We start from the raw sequence: 20,912 nt of genomic DNA, 5'->3' as shown, positions 1-20,912 counted from the left end.
CCAGTCACTCTGGACGCATTTGGAAAAAGGGGATAATGCATTGAGAATTCATTTTGGAACTTTGAAGGGCGGCGCGGCGCTGATCGCTGCGTGCATCGTGCTTCTAAACCTAGGCTGTGCGTCCTCCAAGGCTAAGTATCCACCGGTGCCTCGCGACCAACGAGACATCACGGTCCAGGACGGTTATTTCTACGAGGTCGCGCCAGGAGATCAGGTCAATATCTTCGTTTGGGGATTCGAGGAGCTTTCGGGCTCCGTACCCGTGCGGCCTGATGGGATGTTGACGACACCGCTAATCGAAGATGTTCCTGCCAGTGGAAAAACGCCGACGCAACTCGCCCGCGATCTCGAGAAGCAGTTCTCGGTTTACGTGCGTTACCCGATCGTGACCGTCATCGTCAATGGTTTCGTGGGGCTGCCGAGTCAGCAAGTCCGCGTGGTCGGTGAGGCCGCGACGCCGGCTGCGGTGCCCTTTCGCAAACACATGACGCTGCTCGACCTCATGATCGAGGTGGGTGGGCTGACGGAATTCGCGGCCGGAAACAAGGCCGTCCTCGTGCGCTACGCCGACGGGCAGCAGCGTCAATACTCGGTTCGCTTGGATGATCTGATTCGAAGTGGGATCATTGAGGAAAACTTGGGTCTTTTGCCAGGCGATATCCTGATTATTCCGGAATCCTGGTTCTGAAGGTTCCACGAGTCAGCTATCTGACTCTCTGCTTGAAAACCTGACAAGTGAACAGCCATGCATGAACTGTTGTTGCAATTGTTCTCCTATGTTCGGGGAATGTGGCGTTATCGTTGGCTTGCCGTCACGGTCGCCTGGCTGATTGCCATTTCGGGCTGGGTCTACGTGTCCAAGCTGCCAGATGAGTATAGGGCATCGGCCCGTGTCTTCGTCGATACGAACAGCGTCCTGAGGCCTCTCCTTCGGGGGTTGGCGATCCAGCCGGACCTCGTTCAGCGTGTGGCCTTGATGAGCCGGATGTTGCTCAGTCGTCCGAATCTCGAGCGGATTGCGCGCATGAGCGACCTGGATCTGCGCGTGCGCACCGAGCGAGACAAGGAGATGCTGCTGAATGAGATGCTCGGCAAGATCCGACTTGCTGGTGATCGCTCCAATCCTTCGCTTTACAACATCTCTTTTGAACATCGCGATCCGAGCCGCGCCAAGCAAGTGGTGCAGGCTGTGGTGACTGTTTTCATCGAGCAGGCGCTCGTCGGGAACGATGCATCGACATCCACGGCGCAAGATTTTCTCGATCAAGAAATCGCAGACTATGAGTTGCGCCTCAGGCAGTCGGAAAAGCAATTGGCCGATTTCAAACGGGATAACGCCGGGGTTTTGCCTGGAGAGCAGGTCAATTACTACGAGAACCTAGAGCAGGAGAAAGCTAGCCTCAAAGACGCGGAATTGGCGTTGCGCGAGGCGATTTGGCGGCGCGACGAGTTAGGCTATCAGATCGAAAGCGAGGATCAGATCGTTCAGAACAACTTCGATCTCACGCCGCTTCAGCAGGCAGAGGATCCGCGCATCATCGCCATGCAGAGGAAGCTGGACGAACTGCTGTTGCGCTTCACGGATCGGCATCCTAACGTGATTCAGTTGCGTCTTCAGATGGATGAACTACGCGAAAGCAATCGGCAGAAGCTGAGAGCGAGCAGAGGCCCCCAGTTGGCTTCGAACGTGCGGGCCGATTCTGTCTACGGGAATCTTCGGGTTGCGCTCAGCGAAGCCGATACCCAGGTGGCAGCCTTGACTGCGCGCGTCGAAGACTACAAGGAACGAGTTAAGCAGCTCGGCGACAAGATCGACAGCATTCCGACGATCGAAGCCAAGCTCAAGCAGTTGACCAGGAACTATTCGACGATTGCGAAGCAACACAATGAATTGCTGCAACGTCGTGAGTCGGCCCGACTCTCGACCGAAGTCGAGAAGACTGTTGACGGCGCTAAGTTTCGCGTGGTCGACCCGCCGTTTGTGCCCTCCAAGCCATCAGCCCCGAATCGCTTGGCTCTCTCTGCGGCGGTGTTGTTGCTTGCCATTGGTGGCGGGCTAGCGAGCGCCTTGGGGCTGGATCTGCTGCGACCGATCTATGACGAGCGCCAGATCCTGTATCAAGAGACAGGGATTCCCGTGCTCGGGAGCGTGGGGCTCGTGATCTCGAGTGCGCAGCGTCGGAGAGAGCGTTTGATGCTGATACCCTTCGTGGCGGCCAGTGCAAGCCTGGTCGTCGGTTTCATTTTCGTGGCTAAGGGGTTACCGCTCCTCTTGGGGCAGGCCTAGCTCCATCAACCGGTCATGGCAGGATCACCCCTATGATGAGTACCATCCAGCGCAGTCTCGCAAGACGCGAAGATGAGCTTCGTGCGTCGATGTCTGTGGACGATGCACCACGAACGATGCCTGGCGCGGCAGAAAGGGGGAGTGAAGTAAGGTCGGATTCCCAAATGGATCGGGATTCTGCCACTGCTTCCGTCGTCGCCTCTGATGCCGCTCGGCATCCTAGTGATAGCGAACGCCCTTTCCAGCGTCTGGCACTTGATCAATTGCGTCTGATGGGTGCCTTGACACCTGATGCGAAACGATCTCAGTTGGCCGAGGAATATCGTCTGATCAAGCGTCCGTTGTTGATGAATGTCGATAAGAAGGGCGCGGACATCGTCGACAACAGCAATTTGATCATGGTGACTAGCGCCTTGCCAGGCGAAGGCAAGACCTTTTCGGCCATCAATCTGGCGATCAGCATGACCATGGAACGGGACCGGACCGTGCTCCTGGTGGATGGCGATGTGGCCAAGCCGACTGCCGCCAAGCGTTTGGGGATCGATTATGAGGTGGGATTGCTAGACGTGCTGGATGGCTCTGGGGTCACGGTTGCGGAATCGATCGTCCAAACTGATTTGCCGAATTTAAAGGTGTTGCCCGCGGGCAGGCGCCACGAGCGAGCAACCGAGTTGCTGGCGAGCGAGCGCATGGCGAACCTGATGGATGAATTTTCCACGCGATACAAGGATCGCGTGGTCATCTTCGATTCGCCCCCATTGTTGCTTGCGAGCGAAAGTGCTGTGCTCGCCGGATGGATGGGACAGATTCTCGTGGTGGTTGCCGCCGAACAAACTCCCCGTCATGCGGTGGCCGATGCGCTGAGTCGCCTGGGGCAAGATAAGATCATGGGTCTGATATTGAACAAGTACCGGCCAAGCCTTGGCAACCGATTTGGCGCCGGATACGGATATGGATATGGATACGGATACGGATCTGGACATGGTTACGGCCAGTCGCCGACCGCCGATGCGGACGCCGCTGCTCCGCCGCGCGAAAGCCAAGGGTCGGTTTAGCGCATCCATGATTTTAGCTAGTACTGCTTCCCATCAGCGCATGTTGCCTTGGGGGTTGGGGGCGTTCTCTTGTGCGTGCCTCCTCTTACTATCCGCGTCTGTCTTAGGCGCCGATTGGCGTTTGTCCAAGCAGCTGACAGTCAAGGGAACCTACACCGACAACTTGAATCTTGAAGATCCGACGGCGAATGACGGGGCGCAGGGCGATTTTTTCATCCAGTTGACGCCCGGATTCGTGCTCCAAGCTAATGGTCGCCGACTTGATCTCGATGTCGCTTATTCGCTCCAGTCGTTGCACTACCTGAGCTATGACTCAGAAGACCAGCTCAATAATCGTTTGCAGGCGAATGCCAACTCTGAACTCTATCGGGATCACCTATTTCTCGATATGAAGGTGACGGCACGGCAGGAGCTGATCAATGCGCAGGGGCCAACCAGCTGGGACGCGACCGGCCCTTCAAACAACCTGCAGACGACTTACAGCTATCTGGTTGCGCCCTATTTCAAGAATCGTTTTGGCCGTACGGCTGAACTGACCCTACGTTTCGAGCAAAATGGCGTCTTTTATAGTGACGAGGGTCAGGATAGTTTGGGCTATGGGACCCAGCTCGACCTCCTCAGCGGCCCAATCCTCGGTGATCTGCAGTTGGGTCTGTTCGCCGAAAACGCGAATGTCGACTACCAGGACGGACCTAGTGACCGCTTTAGCCGGGCTGCCGGAGGCGTGGGTTATCAGATCGACGAGCGCTGGCGCTTCGATGTCCTAGGTGGCTATGAGGATAACAACTATCCCTCCCTAGACAGAACCAGTGGTAGCCTGTGGGAGAGCCTGCTGACTTGGACGCCTAACGTCCGGACCAAGGTTACGGCAGGCGTGGGGCAGCGCTATTATGGCTGGACCCCGAGGTTCGAGCTTAGCTACCGGCGCAAGCGATCCGTCTGGACCGCTTCCTATCAGCGTGACTTGACGAGCGCGCGGGGTGAGCGCGCGAATTCGACCGTCTATAGCTTCGAGGATGCCTTTGGCGAGCCTGTTACCCCTGAAACCGGGAGTGCGCTGGACGTTCCGCTCGATACCGCTACGGTTTCATCGTCCGTTTATGTCAACAACACATTCACCTCCGTCGTGACGGTCCAGACTCGGCGTAGCACCTTGGGTGCCTCGCTTGGCTATGGGTTACGCCAATATCAGGACGTCGCACGAGACGACGAGGAAACTCTGTATGCCCGCGTCTATTGGTCACGGCGCTTGGCCGCGCGCACTAGCCTAAATCTTGGTTTGGGTTGGCGCCAGACTGATAACAACAACAGCACCGATGATACGGCTGCGAATTTGCAGGATTCTTATTATTTCAACACTGGCCTCACTCGCCAATTGTCCGAGCGTACCTATTGCGACCTTCAATATAGCTTTCGCGATGATTCCGATAATGGTGCAGAGAATCGGATCACGCTGGGTTTGAGGATTAGTTGGGAATGAATGCCCGCCCAGCACATGCTCTCCACCGTCGGAAAGGCCCAGCCAACGCAATGACCATTGATGTGGAAGACTATTACCAGGTCTCTGCCTTCGAGTCACATGTCTCGCGCGACGCTTGGCCATCCTTTGCAACGCGTATCGAGCGCAATCTGCACCTCGTACTTGCGCAGCTTGCAGAGCATGGTGTGTCAGCGACCTTCTTCACGCTTGGCTGCGTCGCGGAGCGTCATCCTGGACTGATCCGCGAATTGGTGGGGCAGGGTCACGAGTTGGCGAGTCACGGTTACTCTCATGTCCGAGTGACTCGGCAGGATCGTCATGCCTTCTTCGAGGACATCTGCAGAACCAAGTCGTTGCTCGAAGACATTGCGGGCGTGGAGGTCAAGGGTTACCGTGCCGCCAGCTATTCGATCGACGGGTCCACGCCCTGGGCGCACGAAGCCCTGCGCGAGGCTGGCTATGTTTACAGTTCGAGCGTCTACCCTATCCGGCACGATCACTATGGGATGCCGGAGGCGCCGCGTTTCAGATTCAATCCGATTCCGGGAGATTCCGCCTTCATCGAGATCCCCATCTCGACCATCGAACTCCTGGGGCGCCGAATCCCGTGCGGTGGCGGAGGTTATTTTCGTCTTTACCCTTACGGCGTTTCTCGTTGGGCCTTCGAACGATTGAATCGCTTGGAAAAGCAAGCTGGTATTTTCTATTTTCACCCCTGGGAGATGGATCCTGAACAGCCTAGGGTGCAAGGATTGTCATCTAGGACGCGCTTTAGGCACTACCTCAATCTATCCCGCATGGAGTCTCGCGTGCGTCATTTGCTCCGCGATTTCACCTGGGACCGCATGGATCGGATATTCCTGCCCGCGCATCCAGACAGTTCGGAGTCAGCTTGATGCCGTCACCGGATGGGGTTCGGATTCGCCAACTCGAGCCGGCTGACTCAGCCCGCTGGGACGCCTTTGTTGAGCGTATGCCTCAGGCGACTTTTTTTCATCGTGCCGGTTGGAGGAGGGTGCTCGAGGAAGCCTTTGGGCACTCGGCCTATTTTCTTTATGCGGAGTCGGAGGCGGGGGAGATCCTGGGCGTTCTGCCCTTGGGTCACATCCGCAGTCGCTTGTTTGGCAACGGGCTCGTCTCGACACCATTTTGCGTCTATGGCGGAAGCGTCGGCGTTTCGGCGGGCGTTTGCGAGCGGTTGGACGCTGAGGCCTGTCGTTTGGCTGAGTCATTGGGCGTCGATCATCTCGAATTGCGTTGTCGGTCGCGCTGTCACGAGGATTGGCCGCGCAAGGATCTCTATGTCACCTTTCGCAAGGCGATCGATCCGGACCCGGAGAGAAATCTGCTGGCCATCCCACGCAAGCAGCGAGCAATGGTTCGTAAGGGGATGCAGGCTGCTTTGGAAAGCCGCCTCGACTCGGATGTTGACACAATTCATCGCATCTATTCGGAGAGCGTGCGTAATCTCGGTACACCCGTGTTTTCGAAGCGCTACTTTCACGTTCTGAAGGATGTCTTTGGCGATGATTGCGAGATTCTGACCGTGCACCATGGTGGCAAGGTGGTCGCGGGTGTGCTTAGCTTCCTATTTCGCGATGAGGTGCTTCCCTATTACGGCGGGGGATCCGCTGAGGCGCGAGCCTGCAAGGCGAATGACTTCATGTATTGGGAGGTCATGCGTCGCGCTTGCGAGCGTGGCATCCAGGTGTTCGACTTTGGGCGCAGCAAGATTGGCACCGGCGCCTTCGACTTCAAACGCAATTGGGGGTTCGAGCCGGAACCCATGAGCTATGAGTTTCATTTGGTCCGCTCGACCGAAGTGCCGGACGTCAACCCGCTCAACCCGAAATACAGTCTCTTCATCGCGGGCTGGAGGCGTCTTCCCTTGCCGCTCAGTCGGATGATGGGTCCCTTCATTTCGAAGTACCTAGGCTAGGACGCGCTCCATCATGGAAGATCTGCTCTTTTTGGTCCATCGCATCCCCTATCCGCCGAACAAAGGCGACAAGATTCGCTCTTTTCATCTGTTGCGCTATCTGAGCGGCCACTATCGGGTCCATTTGGCCACCTTTATCGACTCCAAGTCGGATGCCAAGTACCGCGAGCGGCTGAGTCACTATTGTGAAACCACCTGGTTCGGCACCCTGTCGCCGCCTTTGGCGAAGCTGAGAAGCTTGATCGGGCTACTGAAGGGCGAGCCGCTTACGCTGCCCTATTATCGGAGCACCAGTTTAGACACTTGGATTCGCGATCTGCTGCCTGTCTATCCGATTCGACACGTGCTCGTGTATTCCTCCGGGATGGCCCAATTCGTGTTGGGACATGAGTTCGATGGGATGCGTCGCCTGATCGATTTCGTCGACGTGGACTCCGACAAGTGGCGTCAGTACAGTCTTTCCAAGCCGTTTCCCATGTCCTGGATCTATCGGCGCGAGGCCGAGCGACTGGCTGATTTCGAGCGCAAGGTCGCGGCGCGTTTCGATGCCAGCCTTTTCGTCTCGGGACAGGAGGCGGCGCTCTTCACCCAAGGGCCTGGTGTCGATCCTGACGCTGTGTTCGTGATGCGCAATGGCGTGGACGCCGATTATTTTTCGGCCGACCCCTCGCGTCCATCGCCTTTCGCTGGAGAGGGACTGAGGCTCGTTTTCACTGGGGCCATGGATTACTGGGCGAACGGGGATGGGGCGATCTGGTTCGTCGAGTCGATCCTGCCCAAGGTGAGACGGGTTTTTCCACAGGTCGAGTTCCATGTCGTTGGCATGAATCCAACGCCCCCGGTTCGCGCGCTCGGTCAAGTCCCTGGTGTCAGGGTTACGGGTAGCGTTCCGGATGTCAGGCCCTACCTTCAGCACGCGACCGCCGTCGTGGTTCCGCTGCGCATTGCCAGGGGCATCCAGAATAAGGTGCTCGAGGCGATGTCAATGGGGCGGCCCGTCGTGACGACGCCTCAGGCGCTGGAGGGGATTCCGGCCGAGTCTGGCCGTCACGTGCTGGTCGCCGCTGACCCCGATGCCTTCGTCGCTCAGTTGGTGCGCCTGCTGTCCGGGGGATACGCCGATATGGGACCGTCGGCCCGCGCGCTCATCGAACGCGATTTCGTTTGGGAGGCTAGTCTGGAGCGACTCCTTCCCTTGCTCGGGGAGGCTCAATCAATCGCCATCGGAGGGAAGGCGCCATGTTGATGCGGACGAGGCTGTTGTGGGGGGGGCTCTCGATCCTGATTCTGGGGGCGCTTTTCTGGCCGACCTTTGCGAGCATGGTGAGCATCTGGGAGAGGTCCGAGACCTTTGCTCACGGCTTCGTGGTCTTGCCGATTGCTCTTTATCTGGTGTGGCGCGAACGTTCGGGGCTTGGCTCGATCCCCTACCGGGCCGATTGGCGGGCCCTGCCATTCGTTGCCATCAATGGCTTCGCTTGGCTGCTGGCGCGGCTGGCTGACGTTCTGGTGATCGAGCAACTGGCCGCCGTGGTCATGATTCCGATCCTGGTTTGGCTGATATTCGGGCTGGCGGCGTTGCGCTATCTCGCTTTCCCGCTGGGCTTTCTGTTCTTCGCGGTACCCATGGGCGAGGAACTCGTCTATCCACTGATGCAGTTCACCGCCTCCTTCACGGTGGGTATGCTTCGGCTTTCGGGCATCCCGGTCTATTGGGAGGGGACCTTTTTCAGTATCCCGAGCGGCGATTGGTCGGTCGTGACGGCCTGTAGCGGGATTCGCTATCTGATCGCCTCGCTCTTTCTGGGGGTGCTCTTTGCCTATTTGAATTACCGTTCACTCTGGCGCCGTTTGGTCTTCGTCGCCGCCTCGATTGTCGTGCCCATTTTGGCCAATGGTCTGCGGGCCTATCTGATCGTGATGCTTGGCCATCTGAGCGGTATGCGTCTGGCCGTCGGGGTCGATCATCTCATCTATGGGTGGGTGTTTTTTGGCCTGGTCATGTTCATCCTCTTTGCGGTCGGCAACATTTGGTCCGAGCGAGGTCTGGAGGAGAAGGTGGCGACAACGCCGACGCCTCCTGTTGGGACTGCCAGGCTCTCCTCGCGAGCGACGGTTGGTGAGTGGCCGGTGGTCCTGTTTGGCTTAGCACTGCTCGCAGTCTGGCCGCTTCTGGGAATGCTCACAGAGTCTCGCGCCGAGGCCGATCCCCAGTGGCCGGCATTCGAGATACCAGCTGGGCAGGCTGGATGGCGGGCCATGGATGAGCGCCTAACGGACTGGTCGCCACGTTATATGGGCATGTCCGAGGAGTCGCGCCGCGACTTCGCACGGCTGGACGACCAGGTGGGTGTCTATCTGGCCCTCTATCGCCAAGCTGGTGGTGAAATGGTCAATTCGGAAAACCTCTTGGTGGTGGAGAAGGATCCTGTCTGGCGCCAATTCGAGCGCTCGACCCGAACACTCAGGCTGGCTGACCGGAAGTTGACCGTCACCGAGGCGCGACTTGGGTCGTCGAGCCAGGGGCTCCTGGTCTGGTCCTGGTATTGGGTCGATGGGCATGAGACGAATCGGTCGCATTTCGCCAAGATCCAAGAGGTTTTGGCCCTGCTTTCGGGCCGGCCGCGGAATGAGGCGCTCATCGTCTTGTACACGCCGATCGATCTGAAGACGGAGCCGGCGCGTCAGCGCTTGCAAGACTTCACGGAGGAGATGTTGCCGCTTCTGGACGCCAGTTTGCGCAATCCGTCGGGTCGTACCCGGAATGATTGAGACTCGTAACGTTTCGGAAGCCATGTCTCAGCCTCCATTAGTGGCACACATCATTCACCGCTTGGATGTCGGTGGCCTGGAAAATGGTCTGGTCAATCTGATCAATCGGATCCCGACCGGGCGCTTCCGGCATACCATCATCTGTCTGGATCGGTACGACGAGCAGTTTAGGCGACGTATCCAGCCAAATGTCGATGTCTACGCGCTCCACAAGCGCGAGGGCCAGGATCTCTGGCTTTTCGTGCGGCTTTGGCGGCTGCTGCGCCGCCTGCGTCCGGCCATTGTGCACACGCGCAATCTCTCGGCACTCGAGTGCCAGATGTCCGCCTGGTTGGCGGGTGTTCCTGGGCGGGTGCATGGCGAGCACGGACGCGATGTGCATGATCTCGACAACACCAGCCTAAAGTATCGCTGGTTGCGCCAGGTGTTCCGGCCGCTCGTCCATCGCTATATCCCGCTGTCGCGTGACCTGGAGTCCTATCTCGTCGCCGATATTGGGGTCAAGCCCGAGCGAATCGCCACCATACGCAATGGAGTCGATATCCAACGCTTCCATCCCTGCTCCAAGCCTCAAGGGTGTCGCGGCGTCTTGCCGGATGGATTTGCCGGTCCTGAGCACCTGGTGATCGGCACCGTTGGACGTCTGGAACAGGTGAAGGATCAGATGACACTGGTTCGGGCCTTTGTCGCCTTGGTCGCATCCGAACCTGAGGGCTTGGGGCGCTTTCGGCTGGTCATCGTGGGTGATGGCTCTCAGCGGAAGCCCATCGAGTCCTTGGTGCGCGAGGCCGGCCTGGAATCTAGCGTCTGGCTGGCAGGGAGGCGGGACGACATACCGGATTGTCTGCGTGCGCTCGATGTCTTCGTGCTGCCGTCACTGGGCGAAGGGATCTCCAACACCATTCTGGAGGCCATGGCGAGCGGCTTGCCGGTCATCGCAACCCAGGTTGGGGGGAATGCCGAGCTGGTCGATCCGGGCGTGACCGGCTATCTCGTCCCCAGGGCCAATCCCGCCGCGATCGTCGATCGTTTGCGCCATTATGCGCAACAGCCCCAGGTGCTGGCGATGCATGCAGAGCAGGCGCGGGAGCGCGCTGAGCGCGACTTCAGCCTGGATGTCATGGTCGAGCGCTACATGCAGGTCTATGCTGATCTCCTCTGAAGCGGGCCCGGGTCGACTAGAATCCTTGAGGGCGCAAAATGCTTGCAGCTGAGTCAAATTTCGATGAAGCCTCCGACCATCCAAGCCGTCGGTATCGGTATCGAACCGACGATAGCGATCCCGATGGCATGACTCGTCGGTCTGAGGTGAAGCCTCGCTAGCACATGTCCGCTGAGTTCGGTCCGGCGGCTGCAATCGACGCTCAAGTGGCGGGATTCGGGAAGCTTGATAAGCAGCATTCAAAGCGCACTGAGTTGGCCTCGAGCAACGCCAACGCGCCTGGAATCTAGGCGTGACAGGAGGACTCGTGGTCCGGATGCGCTGTGAGACTTGACGAAACAGGATCGAAAGCTATGTGTGGAATTTCAGGTATCTTCGATACCCGCGAGCGGAGACCAGTCGACGAAGCGCTGTTGTCCCGCATGAACCAGTCCCTCCATCACCGGGGTCCGGATGATGGCGGGTTGCACTGCGAGCCTGGCGTAGGGCTTGCCCACCGGCGGCTCTCGATCATCGACCTCTCGGGTGGCCATCAGCCGCTCTTCAATGAGGACCACACCGTCGTCGTGGTCTACAACGGCGAGATCTACAACTTCCAAGACCTGGCGCGCGAACTGACCGACAGCGGCCATGTCTTCCGCACCCACAGCGATACGGAGGTGATCGTCCATGCCTGGGAGGAGTGGGGAGACCGCTGCGTAGAGCGTTTTCGCGGCATGTTCGCCTTTGCCCTCTGGGATCGCAACCGCGAAACCCTGTTCTTGGCGCGCGACCGGCTCGGTATTAAACCTCTGCATTACGCCTTGCTGCCCGATGGGCACTTGCTGTTCGGTTCCGAGATCAAGGCCCTGCTGGTCGATGACTCACTCTCGCGCGAGATGGATCCACGAGCCGTCGAGGACTATTTCGCCTATGGCTATATCCCGGATCCTCGCAGTATCTTCAAGTCCGTAAGGAAGCTGCCCCCCGGCCACATGCTGACGCTCAAGAGAGGGCAGCGCTGCTTGCCCGAGCCGCGGGAGTATTGGGATGTGTCCTTTCGCTCGAACGGCGTGCGCGATGCCGACGAGGCAGCTGGTCAGCTCATCGAGCGTCTGCGCGAAGCGGTGCGCATTCGTTTGGTCGCGGAAGTACCGCTCGGGGCTTTTCTATCAGGCGGCGTCGATTCGAGTGCTGTAGTCGCCATGATGGCGGGGCTCTCGGATCGCCCCGTCAATACCTGTTCGATTTCGTTCGGGGATCCAGCCTTCAACGAAAGCGCCTTCGCCGAGCAGGTCGCCCGGCGTTATGCGACCGACCATTATGTCGACGCGGTTGACCCGGACGACTTCGATCTGATTGAGCGTCTGGCCGGGATCTATGACGAGCCCTATGCGGACAGTTCAGCGATGCCCACCTATCGGGTCTGCGAACTGGCGCGCAAGCGCGTAACGGTTTGCCTGTCGGGCGATGGCGGCGACGAGAGTTTCGCCGGTTACCGTCGCTATCGCTGGCATCTTTACGAGGAGCAGCTGCGCGGTCCGATTCCGCAATGGTTCAGAGGTCCGGTCTTCGGTCTGCTGGGGGCGCTCTATCCCAAGGCGGATTGGGCGCCCAAGGTTCTGCGGGCCAAGTCGACCCTTCAGGCCCTCGCCTTGGATTCGCTTGAAGGCTATTGCGAGAGCGTCTCCATCCTGGGGAGTCAGGTACGCAAGGATCTGTTTTCGCCAAGGCTCGAGCGCGAACTCCAGGGCTATCGCGCGGTCGAGGTGATCAGACACCATGCCGAGCGGGCTCCCGAGCATCCCTTGTCCCGGGTGCAATACCTGGATATGAAGACCTACCTGGCCGGCGACATACTGACCAAGGTGGATCGGGCAAGCATGGCCCATGGCCTGGAAGTCAGGGTGCCGATCCTGGATCACATGTTCCTGGATTGGGTCTCAGGATTGTCGCCGGACCTCAAGTTGTCTGGCCGGGAAGGGAAGTGGATCTTCAAAAAGGCATTGGAGCCTCATCTCGGCCGCGAGACGCTCTATCGGCCGAAGATGGGGTTCGCGGTGCCCCTGGCCTCCTGGTTTCGTGGACCGCTACGTGAACGGGTTCGGCAGCTGCTGCTTGGAGCAAGCTTGATGGATACGGGATTCTTCGATGAAAAGCGCGTGCGTTGGATCCTTGATCAGCATCAGTCCGGAATGCGGGACTTCAGCCCCGCGATCTGGAGCCTGATGATGTTTGCCGCCTTCCATAAGCGCACTCTGGCCTGAGACGGGGGCTCGGCCGGGGGTGAGAGCTGCGCATGTCGGTAAGAAGCTGTCTGAAAAAAGATCGCCTCATGAGCGAACTGGCCTAAACAGCCTAATTTTCAATAGTTGCAGAGGTGCGGAGCCTAGGTTTCAAGACGCCTGCTCGGCGCTCAGGGTGCGCGGCTCCTGCTCGTCGAGTTCCTGAGCGAAGAACCTGTAGTTCCCCCGGCCGTCGCGCTTGGCGCGATACAGTGCCTTGTCGGCGCGTTGGATCAATAGCTCGAAATCGTCCCCATCGTCCGGGCAGAGGCTGATGCCAATGCTGCACCCGATTTCGACGCACTCCCCATTGATCTCGACCGGGTTGCTCAGCGACTGAATGATGCGCTCTGCGACCGAGGACACTCTAGTGTGATCGGCGGCATCGGCCAGCAGAAGCAAGAACTCGTCGCCGCCATGTCGGCAGACCGAATCGCCGGGCCGTAAAGACCCACGTAGCCGATCGGCCAGGGTGCGCAGCAGGACGTCGCCGGCAGGGTGTCCTAAGGTGTCGTTGATCGCCTTGAAGCGGTCCAGATCAATGAAGAAGATGGCCGCTCGACCGTCTTGGTGGGATGTCCGGGCGATGGCGTGATCGAATCTGTCCTTCTGCACCCTTCGGTTGGGTAAACCGGTCAAGAGATCGTGCGTGGCCAGGAAGTCGCTACGCTTCTCTGCGCGTTTGCGTTCCTCGACCTCGTGCTTGAGGCTCAGGTTCGCCGCAGTCAAGGATTGCACCAGCGTCTCGTTGTGCAGTCTCAGCTCGATGTTGCGGCTGACGATCTTGCTGACGTGCAAGGCGGTTCCGATCATGGCGAGTTCAAAGGCGATGACCAGGGCAGACATGACGGCGGCGTCCGGCTCGTTCTGCCAAAGCAGTATGCCAGCCAGTGAGCCGGCCATGGGGATGGTGAAGCCCAGGTAGGCGGAGCGCAAAGGCCCCAGTGTGGCGACGGCGCCCGCGATCATGCCGCCCAGGATGAAGGTGGCGAAGCCTGCTTTCACGGGGGCGGCATAGAGCAGCAGTAGGACGCCGATGGCGCCCCACCAAAGACCGTTGATGATGACCAGAATGGTCAGGCGCCTTGCCCAGACCGCGGGCGGCGTCTGTACCGTCTTGGCCTCGCGATCCCGCGCCAGCTTCATCCACCAGCGGACCGCCGAAATGATCAGCATGCCTGTCAGCCAGGTTCCCGAGGCGATGACGGGAGCCTCTGGGAAGACAATGACCAGTGCTAGAAGGGCTGTGAGCAGGTTGGCGAACAGGGCTGGCCGCGTATTGCCGTAGACCAAGCCGACCCGCTCGGCGCGGATGCGGGCGGAAAGATCTGCAGGCGCGTCGGCGACATCAGGAGGCGGCGTTGTGGTGCCCGTCGCTCGGTTTCGTCGCTGCGCCCTGGTCGGTCTTGGTCCAGACGAGCGTTCCGATGATTCACAAATAGCCATGTCCTCGGCTGGCTCCCAGATCGATTGGATGGCCCTTTGGGGCCGCGACGCGACTTCGAGAAAGCGGGTTGATCTCGTCTTTGCCACTCGGAGAAGCATCTCTGTAAATGGTGATCGGTGAGATGCTTCAGGCTTCGGTTGCTCCACAGCAAACCGTCGGAAGGCAACCTGGGCAGGTTCCGCCCACGAGTCGAGTTTACAAAAGATGAAGGAATCTATCCGGGGTGATCGCGTTGAAGGTCACCCTCTTGACTAGCAGCGAGGCTTCGCCTCAGACCGACGAGTCATGCCATCGGGATCGCTATCGGAATCGGGATCGCTATCGTCGGCTCGATCCCGATCCCGACGGCCTTGGATGGTCGGAGGCTTCATCGAAATTTGACTCATCTGCAAGCATTTTGCGCCCTCAAGGATTCTAATCCCCGCATCTGCAATCCCGTCAATCCCATTCATGGATCGGCCCCTGGAAACGCTGGTTGCGCGTCAAGGCAGAGAGCCGTGGTCGCTCGGGTGCATTCTCCTCGTTGACTCTGGGTGCGACGCCGACCAAGGGGGTGCGCCGGCAATCCCTTCAATAGCCGCAGCCGACGATCAGGCAGCCCGATCCTATGCGATCCGGCTCGGCATCTTTCTTAAAGCCTATCCAGAATGAACATGGTCATGTCGTCGGGATCTCAGCGATTCGAGAAACCGGCAATGTCTGGCTGGCGCGAAGGGTTGGGTGCCAAGCAAGTGTCCATCAATTGTTTTCCGATGCGAGCCAAGCTGCCCGAAATCCCCTTCTGGCCCGCTTTACAAAAGAGGGGAAGTTGTTGACGGAGACTTTCTAAGCGCAAGAAGCGTCGTAATTCAAGTGAATATTCACGCCAGCGCGGTGCGGAATGTCGCAGGGGAATGCTTGGTTTTTGCGGGTTGGCAGCGTAGTCTTCATACAGGATTTCGAATGATGCTCTGAACGGCGATTGTCATGTGCTTTTCCAACCCTGTGCCTGCTTGTCCTGCCGATGCCGGTGTGCGCATCGGCCTTCGTCTGGCGCGCCGATGCGCGCGCTGGGCTGAGTGCCTGGAGGTCTAGGCGCCATGCTTCAGGAGCATGCTTTGATCAAGGGGATCGAGTCTGGCTGGCAGGCCGGAATCAGCCGCCTGACCGACACCGATCTGGATGCGCTCTATCGTCGCGCGCTCACGCTGCCGGAGCGTCTTACGTCACTGGATCGGACCGCTCCGACCGAGCTTGCCAGCCCCGAAACGCTGGACGCGATCTGCCAGGCATGGCGCTCGGCGCTTGCTGCCAGGCCAGCGTCCGACCTCTTGGAGGCGCGTCTGGCATGGGCCGGTTGGCGGTACGAGGATCTCGCGCGGGCACTCTGTGACGGGGCCGTGCCGGCGCGGCGTCCCGAGTGGCTGCAGGCGGTGTGTGGGCTCGTGGATTGGACCGCGACTTGGTATGCCGTGCCAGAGCCAGCGGGGACAGCATTCGACGGTCGCATTCCCGGCGCGCCGCTCGCCTTCGAGGAGTTGTTGGCGCCGGCGGTCGACTTCGCTTACCGCCAACTCCTTGGCAGACTCGAAGGCCCCGACGAGCGGCTATCGCGGCATCTCGCGGAGGGCAGCGCGCACGATCTCTGCCGTGGCCTCTTGGCTGCGCTGACGCAGCTCGCCGAGGAGGTGCTCTTCGCCGAGCTGGAGGCCAGGCGCCCGGCGGGGCAGAGTCTGGTGCTGCGCGTGCGCGGCGGCCCCGCCCTGTCTGAGGAGCGAGGCCTCTACGACCGCTGGGTCGCGGAACTCGGCGGCGACGGGCTGCATGCCGTCTTTCAGCGTTATCCAGTGTTGGCGCGCCTGCTCGGGACACGTCTGGCGCAGTGGATCACGGCGACCGCCGAGCTGGTGACTCGGCTGGAGCGGGATTGGGATGCCTTGACCGAGATGGCTGGCCAGTCGGCGACTGCGCAGATCGCCTGGATTCAGGGCAACCTGTCCGACCCGCATCACGAGGGGCGCTCCGTGATGGTCCTGGGCTTCGCGGACGGTGCTCGGATGCTCTACAAGCCGCGCGATTTGCGGCTCGACACCGCCTTCGCGAGCTTCCTCGATTGGCTGGACGCGGCGGGCGGCGGACGCTTGCGGGCGCCGCGCGTGCTCGAGCGCGACGGCTACGGCTGGGTCGAGTATCTGGAGCCCGCGCCGATTCAGGAGCCGGACGGCGTCGGCCGCTTCTACCGCAATGCGGGACGTCTCATGTGCGTCGTGCATCTGCTGGGCGGCACGGACTGTCATGAGGACAACCTCATGGCATGCGGGGAAGACCTTGTCCTACTGGACCCCGAGACCCTCTTTCACCGCGATGTCGATCTCGGAGATGCCGATGTCGCCGGCCTGGCCGATGCTGGCGCGCTGGGGCTCGAGACGGTGCTCAAGACCGGCTTCTTGCCGACCTGGACCAGCAGCCTGGACGGCCGCGGCGCGCTGGACGTGAGCGGCCTCGGCAGCGCCGTCAGCGTCCGAGCGGACGCCCCGGCGGCGCGGGTTAGCGGCTGGGGGGCCATCAACTCGGACCTGATGCATCGCGTGGTGCGGGAGGTCAGGCCAGAGCCCGGCACCAACCTGCCGCAGCTCGCCGGAGCCACGCAGGGCATCGACCCGGCAGACTACCTGGATGAGCTGCTCGTCGGCTTTCGCGAGGCCTACCTGGCCTGTGAGCGCGGGCGCGACGCGCTGCTCGCGGCGGCGGACAGCCCGCTGCTGGCCTTTCGCGGCTGCCGCTCACGCTATGTCTTTCGCGCCACCGCGGTCTACTACGGTCTGCAGCGCCAGCTGCTCAAGCCGGCCAACCTGGTCTCCGGCCTGAGCTGGGGCTGGGTGATCGAGAAGCTGGCCCGTGCTGCCTTCCTGGTGCCGGACGATCAGGCGACGCGCGCTATGGTCCTCACCGAGATGGCGCAGATGGTCCGTCTCGACATTCCTCACTTCAGTCTCGCCGTGCATGGCGAGCCCCCGCCCGGTCCATCCGGGACGGCGCAGCCGCTGCTGCGCTCCGAGCTGGCGAGCACGCACCAGTTCCTGGAGCGCCTGGGCGCGGCGGATCTGAGGCTGCAGCGCGAACTGATCCGCGCGGCCTATATCGCCCAGCGTCAGCCGGTCGACATGGTGTTCAGTGCACCAGCGGCGGCTGTCGCGCTCGGCCAGTCTGAGCCCGATCCGCTGGCCCCCTCGGTCTGCTCCGGCGAAGCAGCACGCATCGCCGCCGTCCTCGAGCAGCGGGCGATGCGACTTTGGGGGCAGCCGCAGTGGCTCGGCTTTCGGCTCTCGCCGGCCGTCGATCGCTGGCAGCTCGATTTGGTCTCGCTCGGGCTCTATGAAGGCAAGGCGGGGATCGCCCTCTTTCTAGCCGCCTTGGAGGCCGTCACGGGCGAGACGCGCTATCGCCGCCTCTGGGTGGACGCCTTGAGGCCGCTGCGTGATGCCGTGGATGATCCTGGTGTCGCGCCGCGTCTGGCCCGCGAAGGGCTCGGCTTGGGGGCTGGGCTCGGCGGCATCCTCTATGCGTCCGCGGTCCTGGCCGACCTGGTGCCGGCGGAGGCCGAGTGGCTGCTGCCCGCCGCCGAGACGCTCGCCGGGCAGATCAGCGCCGAGATGATCGCCAATGACGTCGCGCTCGATCTGATCGGCGGCAGTGCTGGCGCCATCCTGGGGCTGCTGGCGCTGCATGCGCGCACGGGGCGGGCGGAGCTGCTCGAGCGGGCACGCGCCTGTGCAGCCCACCTGGAGCGGCAGTTGCCGGCGCGGCTCGCGAGCCGCGCCGCACCGCCGGCCGGACTGCTCACGGGGCTCTCGCATGGCGCCGCCGGCATCGCCTTGGCGTTGGGACGGCTTGCGGCATGTGTCGATGAGCCGGGGCTTTGGACGCTGGTCGAGGCGCTGCGCGCTGCGGAAGACGCTCACTTCGACGCCGCTGCAACGAACTGGTCGGACCTGCGACACGGCGACGGCCATTTCATGACGAGTTGGTGTCACGGTGCGCCCGGGATCGCCTTAGGCAGGCTTGGGCTGATGCAGCTCGGGCGCGACGCGGACGGGGCGTTGCGGCAGGACTGGCAAGCCGGTCTGGACTGCATCGGGCATACGGGCGATCTGGGTATCGATCATCTGTGCTGCGGCAATCTGGGCTTGACCGAGGTGTTGCTGGAGTCGAGTCGGGTCTGCGATGACGCCGAGCTGCGCCGCGCGGCACTGGCACGCACCGCGGGGGTCCTGCAACAGCGTTCCGACGAGACTGGCTACCGGCTCTTCTCGGTCCTGGGCGGGCAGGCACTCAACCCCGGGTTCTTTCAAGGTATCGCCGGGATCGGCTATCAGCTCCTGCGGCTCGTTCAGCCGGAGCGTCTCCCTTCGGTGCTGCTCTTCGCGGCGCCGAGTAGGAGCGCCGCCCCGGCGCGACGAGCACGGGACTCGATGCGGAGCGGCGCTCCAAGTGGTGTCGCCGCCCCCTTTGATAGACGCCCAGGAAGCGGAGCTTCCAAGGGCCTCGGAGTGATGGCCCGCGCGCGGGTCGACACAGGCTCGACGGCTCCCACGGCGGTCGAGCGCATCTCGGGAAGCTGCGGCTTCCTCAACCATAGCCAAGGCGGAAAAAATCATGTCTTCAAGTGATGCAGAAAAGTTCTTTGAAAAGCTCGGCGCGGACGCGGATCTCCTCAAGCGGGTCCAGGATGCCCAGACCGTCGACGACATCACCCAGATCGGCAGTGAGCTAGGGCTTGATTTCACGGCCGAGGAGTTCACTGCGGTCGGCAATGCCCCTGTGGGTGAAGTCGAACTCACCGACGATGAGCTGGAGGCGGTCGCCGGCGGCAAGGGGCTGTCTTATTCGTCGAACGCGCCCGGCTGCAGTCTGGCACCACAGACCAAGATCTCCTCATGCAAGCTGACCATCCACCCCGGCTGCGACAGCCTTAAGATCGATCCGGGTACCATCAAGCGGTGATGCCGCGATCACCGGGGCGTTCGCGCCCCGCATGGTGCCGCTCCGCGTCCGCGGGCCGGATGCTGGAGCGGTCTCGGTGCGCCATGCCACCTGAGCACTGGACGAGGAGAGACAGCATGAGCTTGAGCGCAGCCTCGCTGCAGCGCCCGGACCTTGTGGAGCGGGCGGACTACTATGATCATCGCACCCTGCACGACGTCCTCGACGCCGACGCCTGTCGGCATCTCATCAATGTGGTCGACGCCGATGCCGGTGATCGCACCGCCTACGTGGATCCCCAAGGTAAGGTCACGCGCCACGCCGATGTCTGGTGGATCGCGCCCGACGCCGCAGATGCCCAGGGCTTGATCCAGCGGATCGTCGCGCTGGTCCGGCAGGTCAATCAGGATTACTACGGCTTCGACCTCGACGACACCCAGGAGGCCGATTTTCAGTTTACGCGCTATGGGGCCGGTCACTTCTACGGCTGGCACACCGACATCGGCAAGGACCACTTGTCGCGGCGCAAGCTCTCGGTCGTGGTGCAGCTCTCGGATCCGGCGAGCTATGTCGGCTGCAATCTCCAGTTCCACGGCCATGAGCAGCAGCTCGAGCTGGCGACACGGGCGCAAGGATCGGTCACCGTCTTTCCGAGCTTTCGCTCGCATGCCGTCACCAAGCTGATCTGGGGCACGCGCTGGAGTCTGGTCGGTTGGCTGGAAGGCCCGCTCTTTCGTTGATGGCAGACGACGGGGTAGCAGGCGATTTCTCGAGCCAGACGCCTAGCTTGGGCGTGCTGGGGCTCGAGCCGCTTGCTGACATCGACGAGCTGCTGCGTCGCGAGCTGCGCGGCGACATCCTGGTGATCGGCGGTAAGCCGCTGAGTCCTGACGAGGAACGACGGTTGCGTGACCTGACCCCCGGCCCAAATGCCGTCATGGCCGTGCACCTGAAGCATGCCGAGCGTCTGCTCGATCGCGGTGTGCTGGAGTCGGTGGATTGGATCTTCACCTACATCCATGGCTACGACACCAGCGTGCTGTCGCGCCTGGTCTTCCTGGCTGGCTTCTGTCAGCGCCATCCTGGCGCGCGGCTCTTGCTCTATCTCATCCGCGACTTCGATCCGTCCCACGCCTGGGAGCCCTTTTGTGCCAATGTGCAACGCCTGCTGGACTTCTACGCGCTCGAGCTGCCGCCGCTGGCCATCTGGTCGCTCGACCTCGAACGGCTGACCTATCGCAGTTTGCAGGATCGCCACCCGGCGCTGCGCTGTCGTGCGGATCCGCAAGCGCGCATGACCAGCGGCCTGCTCCTCTTGGAGACCCTCATCCACAAGGGTTTCCGCCCAAGGATCAGCGGCTTCACCCTCGACGGCGCGGTCGACGGCCGCCAAGCCCTCTGGCACGATCTCCGCGGCGAGTCCGCCTGGCTCGCCGAAGCCGTCGCAAGCGGCCATCTGCGCACCCTCTGACCGACGGCTCCACTTGCACCTCAGTCCCAATTCCCAGACCGTCCAACTGCCAACTGCCAACTGCCAACTGCCA

15 protein-coding genes are annotated in these 20,912 nt (G+C 61.2%); 14 read left to right on the top strand and 1 reads right to left on the bottom strand.

Features of this window, described 5'->3' with window-relative positions; genetic code table 11:
* Window positions 1-46 precede the first annotated feature (46 nt).
* The 10 genes from G3480_RS05335 to G3480_RS05290 all read left to right on the top strand — a co-directional run bounded on the left by G3480_RS05335 (window position 47) and on the right by G3480_RS05290 (window position 12,941).
* The gene (locus tag G3480_RS05335; RefSeq protein ID WP_420824607.1) at window positions 47-688 is read left to right on the top strand and encodes an XrtA/PEP-CTERM system exopolysaccharide export protein; all 642 of its coding nucleotides are present in this window, start codon (window positions 47-49) and stop codon (window positions 686-688) included.
* 57 nt (window positions 689-745) lie between these two features.
* Window positions 746-2,287, top strand: a complete 1,542-nt coding sequence (locus G3480_RS05330; protein WP_164652636.1) for an XrtA system polysaccharide chain length determinant — start codon at window positions 746-748, stop codon at window positions 2,285-2,287.
* 32 nt (window positions 2,288-2,319) lie between these two features.
* Window positions 2,320-3,342 carry an XrtA-associated tyrosine autokinase gene (locus G3480_RS05325; RefSeq protein WP_240905601.1) on the top strand — a complete coding sequence of 341 codons (1,023 nt, stop codon included), beginning with the start codon at window positions 2,320-2,322 and terminating at the stop codon, window positions 3,340-3,342.
* A gap of 121 nt (window positions 3,343-3,463) precedes the next feature.
* Window positions 3,464-4,822 carry a TIGR03016 family PEP-CTERM system-associated outer membrane protein gene (locus G3480_RS05320; RefSeq protein WP_240905600.1) on the top strand — a complete coding sequence of 453 codons (1,359 nt, stop codon included), beginning with the start codon at window positions 3,464-3,466 and terminating at the stop codon, window positions 4,820-4,822.
* A 50-nt stretch (window positions 4,823-4,872) separates the two neighbouring features.
* Window positions 4,873-5,718 (top strand): XrtA system polysaccharide deacetylase, encoded by an 846-nt coding sequence (locus tag G3480_RS05315; protein WP_164652635.1) that lies wholly within the window; start codon window positions 4,873-4,875, stop codon window positions 5,716-5,718.
* A complete protein-coding gene (locus G3480_RS05310; protein WP_164652634.1) occupies window positions 5,718-6,761 on the top strand; it encodes a FemAB family XrtA/PEP-CTERM system-associated protein in 1,044 nt (347 codons plus the stop codon). The genes G3480_RS05315 and G3480_RS05310 overlap by 1 nt, the downstream gene beginning before the upstream one ends.
* Before the next feature lie 13 nt (window positions 6,762-6,774).
* Entirely contained in the window at window positions 6,775-8,007 is a 1,233-nt protein-coding gene (locus tag G3480_RS05305; protein WP_164652633.1) for a TIGR03087 family PEP-CTERM/XrtA system glycosyltransferase, read from the top strand.
* The gene (gene xrtA, locus G3480_RS05300) at window positions 8,001-9,533 is read left to right on the top strand and encodes an exosortase A (protein WP_164652632.1); all 1,533 of its coding nucleotides are present in this window, start codon (window positions 8,001-8,003) and stop codon (window positions 9,531-9,533) included. Before G3480_RS05305 ends, xrtA begins: the two co-directional genes overlap by 7 nt.
* A gap of 22 nt (window positions 9,534-9,555) precedes the next feature.
* A complete protein-coding gene (locus G3480_RS05295) occupies window positions 9,556-10,695 on the top strand; it encodes a TIGR03088 family PEP-CTERM/XrtA system glycosyltransferase (RefSeq protein WP_240905599.1) in 1,140 nt (379 codons plus the stop codon).
* Window positions 10,696-11,048: 353 nt separating this feature from the next.
* Window positions 11,049-12,941, top strand: coding sequence for an XrtA/PEP-CTERM system amidotransferase (locus tag G3480_RS05290; protein WP_164652630.1), 1,893 nt, complete (start codon window positions 11,049-11,051; stop codon window positions 12,939-12,941).
* Window positions 12,942-13,070: 129 nt separating this feature from the next.
* On the opposite strand, the gene G3480_RS05285 is transcribed toward G3480_RS05290, so the two are convergent.
* Window positions 13,071-14,405: a sensor domain-containing diguanylate cyclase gene (locus G3480_RS05285; RefSeq protein ID WP_164652629.1), complete on the bottom strand. Its 1,335-nt coding sequence runs from the start codon at window positions 14,403-14,405 to the stop codon at window positions 13,071-13,073.
* A gap of 1,080 nt (window positions 14,406-15,485) precedes the next feature.
* Here G3480_RS05285 and G3480_RS05280 point away from each other — a divergent pair.
* From G3480_RS05280 to G3480_RS05265, 4 genes are all read left to right on the top strand, one after another.
* A complete protein-coding gene (locus tag G3480_RS05280; RefSeq protein WP_164652628.1) occupies window positions 15,486-19,055 on the top strand; it encodes a type 2 lanthipeptide synthetase LanM family protein in 3,570 nt (1,189 codons plus the stop codon).
* Entirely contained in the window at window positions 19,042-19,389 is a 348-nt protein-coding gene (locus G3480_RS05275; RefSeq protein WP_164652627.1) for a Nif11-like leader peptide family RiPP precursor, read from the top strand. The genes G3480_RS05280 and G3480_RS05275 overlap by 14 nt, the downstream gene beginning before the upstream one ends.
* Window positions 19,390-19,505: 116 nt before the next feature.
* On the top strand, window positions 19,506-20,108 hold the full coding sequence (locus G3480_RS05270) for a 2OG-Fe(II) oxygenase (RefSeq protein WP_164652626.1): 603 nt from the start codon (window positions 19,506-19,508) through the stop codon (window positions 20,106-20,108).
* A complete protein-coding gene (locus tag G3480_RS05265) occupies window positions 20,108-20,839 on the top strand; it encodes a hypothetical protein (RefSeq protein ID WP_164652625.1) in 732 nt (243 codons plus the stop codon). The genes G3480_RS05270 and G3480_RS05265 overlap by 1 nt, the downstream gene beginning before the upstream one ends.
* Window positions 20,840-20,912 lie beyond the last annotated feature (73 nt).

Origin of the sequence: Thiorhodococcus mannitoliphagus, assembly GCF_010915725.1 — a bacterium.
Lineage (GTDB): Bacteria > Pseudomonadota > Gammaproteobacteria > Chromatiales > Chromatiaceae > Thiorhodococcus > Thiorhodococcus mannitoliphagus.
Note: the sequence above shows the minus strand (reverse complement) of the source record. Positions and strands in the feature narration are given on the sequence as shown.

What these genes read in the sequence shown, in the direction of transcription:
- G3480_RS05330 (WP_164652636.1), top strand. Translation starts at nt 746, where the DNA reads ATGCATGAACTGTTGTTGCAATTGTTCTCCTATGTTCGGGGAATGTGG.
- G3480_RS05325 (WP_240905601.1), top strand. Translation starts at nt 2,320, where the DNA reads ATGATGAGTACCATCCAGCGCAGTCTCGCAAGACGCGAAGATGAGCTT.
- G3480_RS05315 (WP_164652635.1), top strand. Translation starts at nt 4,873, where the DNA reads ATGACCATTGATGTGGAAGACTATTACCAGGTCTCTGCCTTCGAGTCA.
- G3480_RS05310 (WP_164652634.1), top strand. Translation starts at nt 5,718, where the DNA reads ATGCCGTCACCGGATGGGGTTCGGATTCGCCAACTCGAGCCGGCTGAC.
- G3480_RS05305 (WP_164652633.1), top strand. Translation starts at nt 6,775, where the DNA reads ATGGAAGATCTGCTCTTTTTGGTCCATCGCATCCCCTATCCGCCGAAC.
- xrtA (WP_164652632.1), top strand. Translation starts at nt 8,001, where the DNA reads ATGTTGATGCGGACGAGGCTGTTGTGGGGGGGGCTCTCGATCCTGATT.
- G3480_RS05295 (WP_240905599.1), top strand. Translation starts at nt 9,556, where the DNA reads ATGTCTCAGCCTCCATTAGTGGCACACATCATTCACCGCTTGGATGTC.
- G3480_RS05290 (WP_164652630.1), top strand. Translation starts at nt 11,049, where the DNA reads ATGTGTGGAATTTCAGGTATCTTCGATACCCGCGAGCGGAGACCAGTC.
- G3480_RS05285 (WP_164652629.1), bottom strand. Translation starts at nt 14,405, where the DNA reads ATGGCTATTTGTGAATCATCGGAACGCTCGTCTGGACCAAGACCGACC.
- G3480_RS05280 (WP_164652628.1), top strand. Translation starts at nt 15,486, where the DNA reads ATGCTTCAGGAGCATGCTTTGATCAAGGGGATCGAGTCTGGCTGGCAG.
- G3480_RS05275 (WP_164652627.1), top strand. Translation starts at nt 19,042, where the DNA reads ATGTCTTCAAGTGATGCAGAAAAGTTCTTTGAAAAGCTCGGCGCGGAC.
- G3480_RS05270 (WP_164652626.1), top strand. Translation starts at nt 19,506, where the DNA reads ATGAGCTTGAGCGCAGCCTCGCTGCAGCGCCCGGACCTTGTGGAGCGG.
- G3480_RS05265 (WP_164652625.1), top strand. Translation starts at nt 20,108, where the DNA reads ATGGCAGACGACGGGGTAGCAGGCGATTTCTCGAGCCAGACGCCTAGC.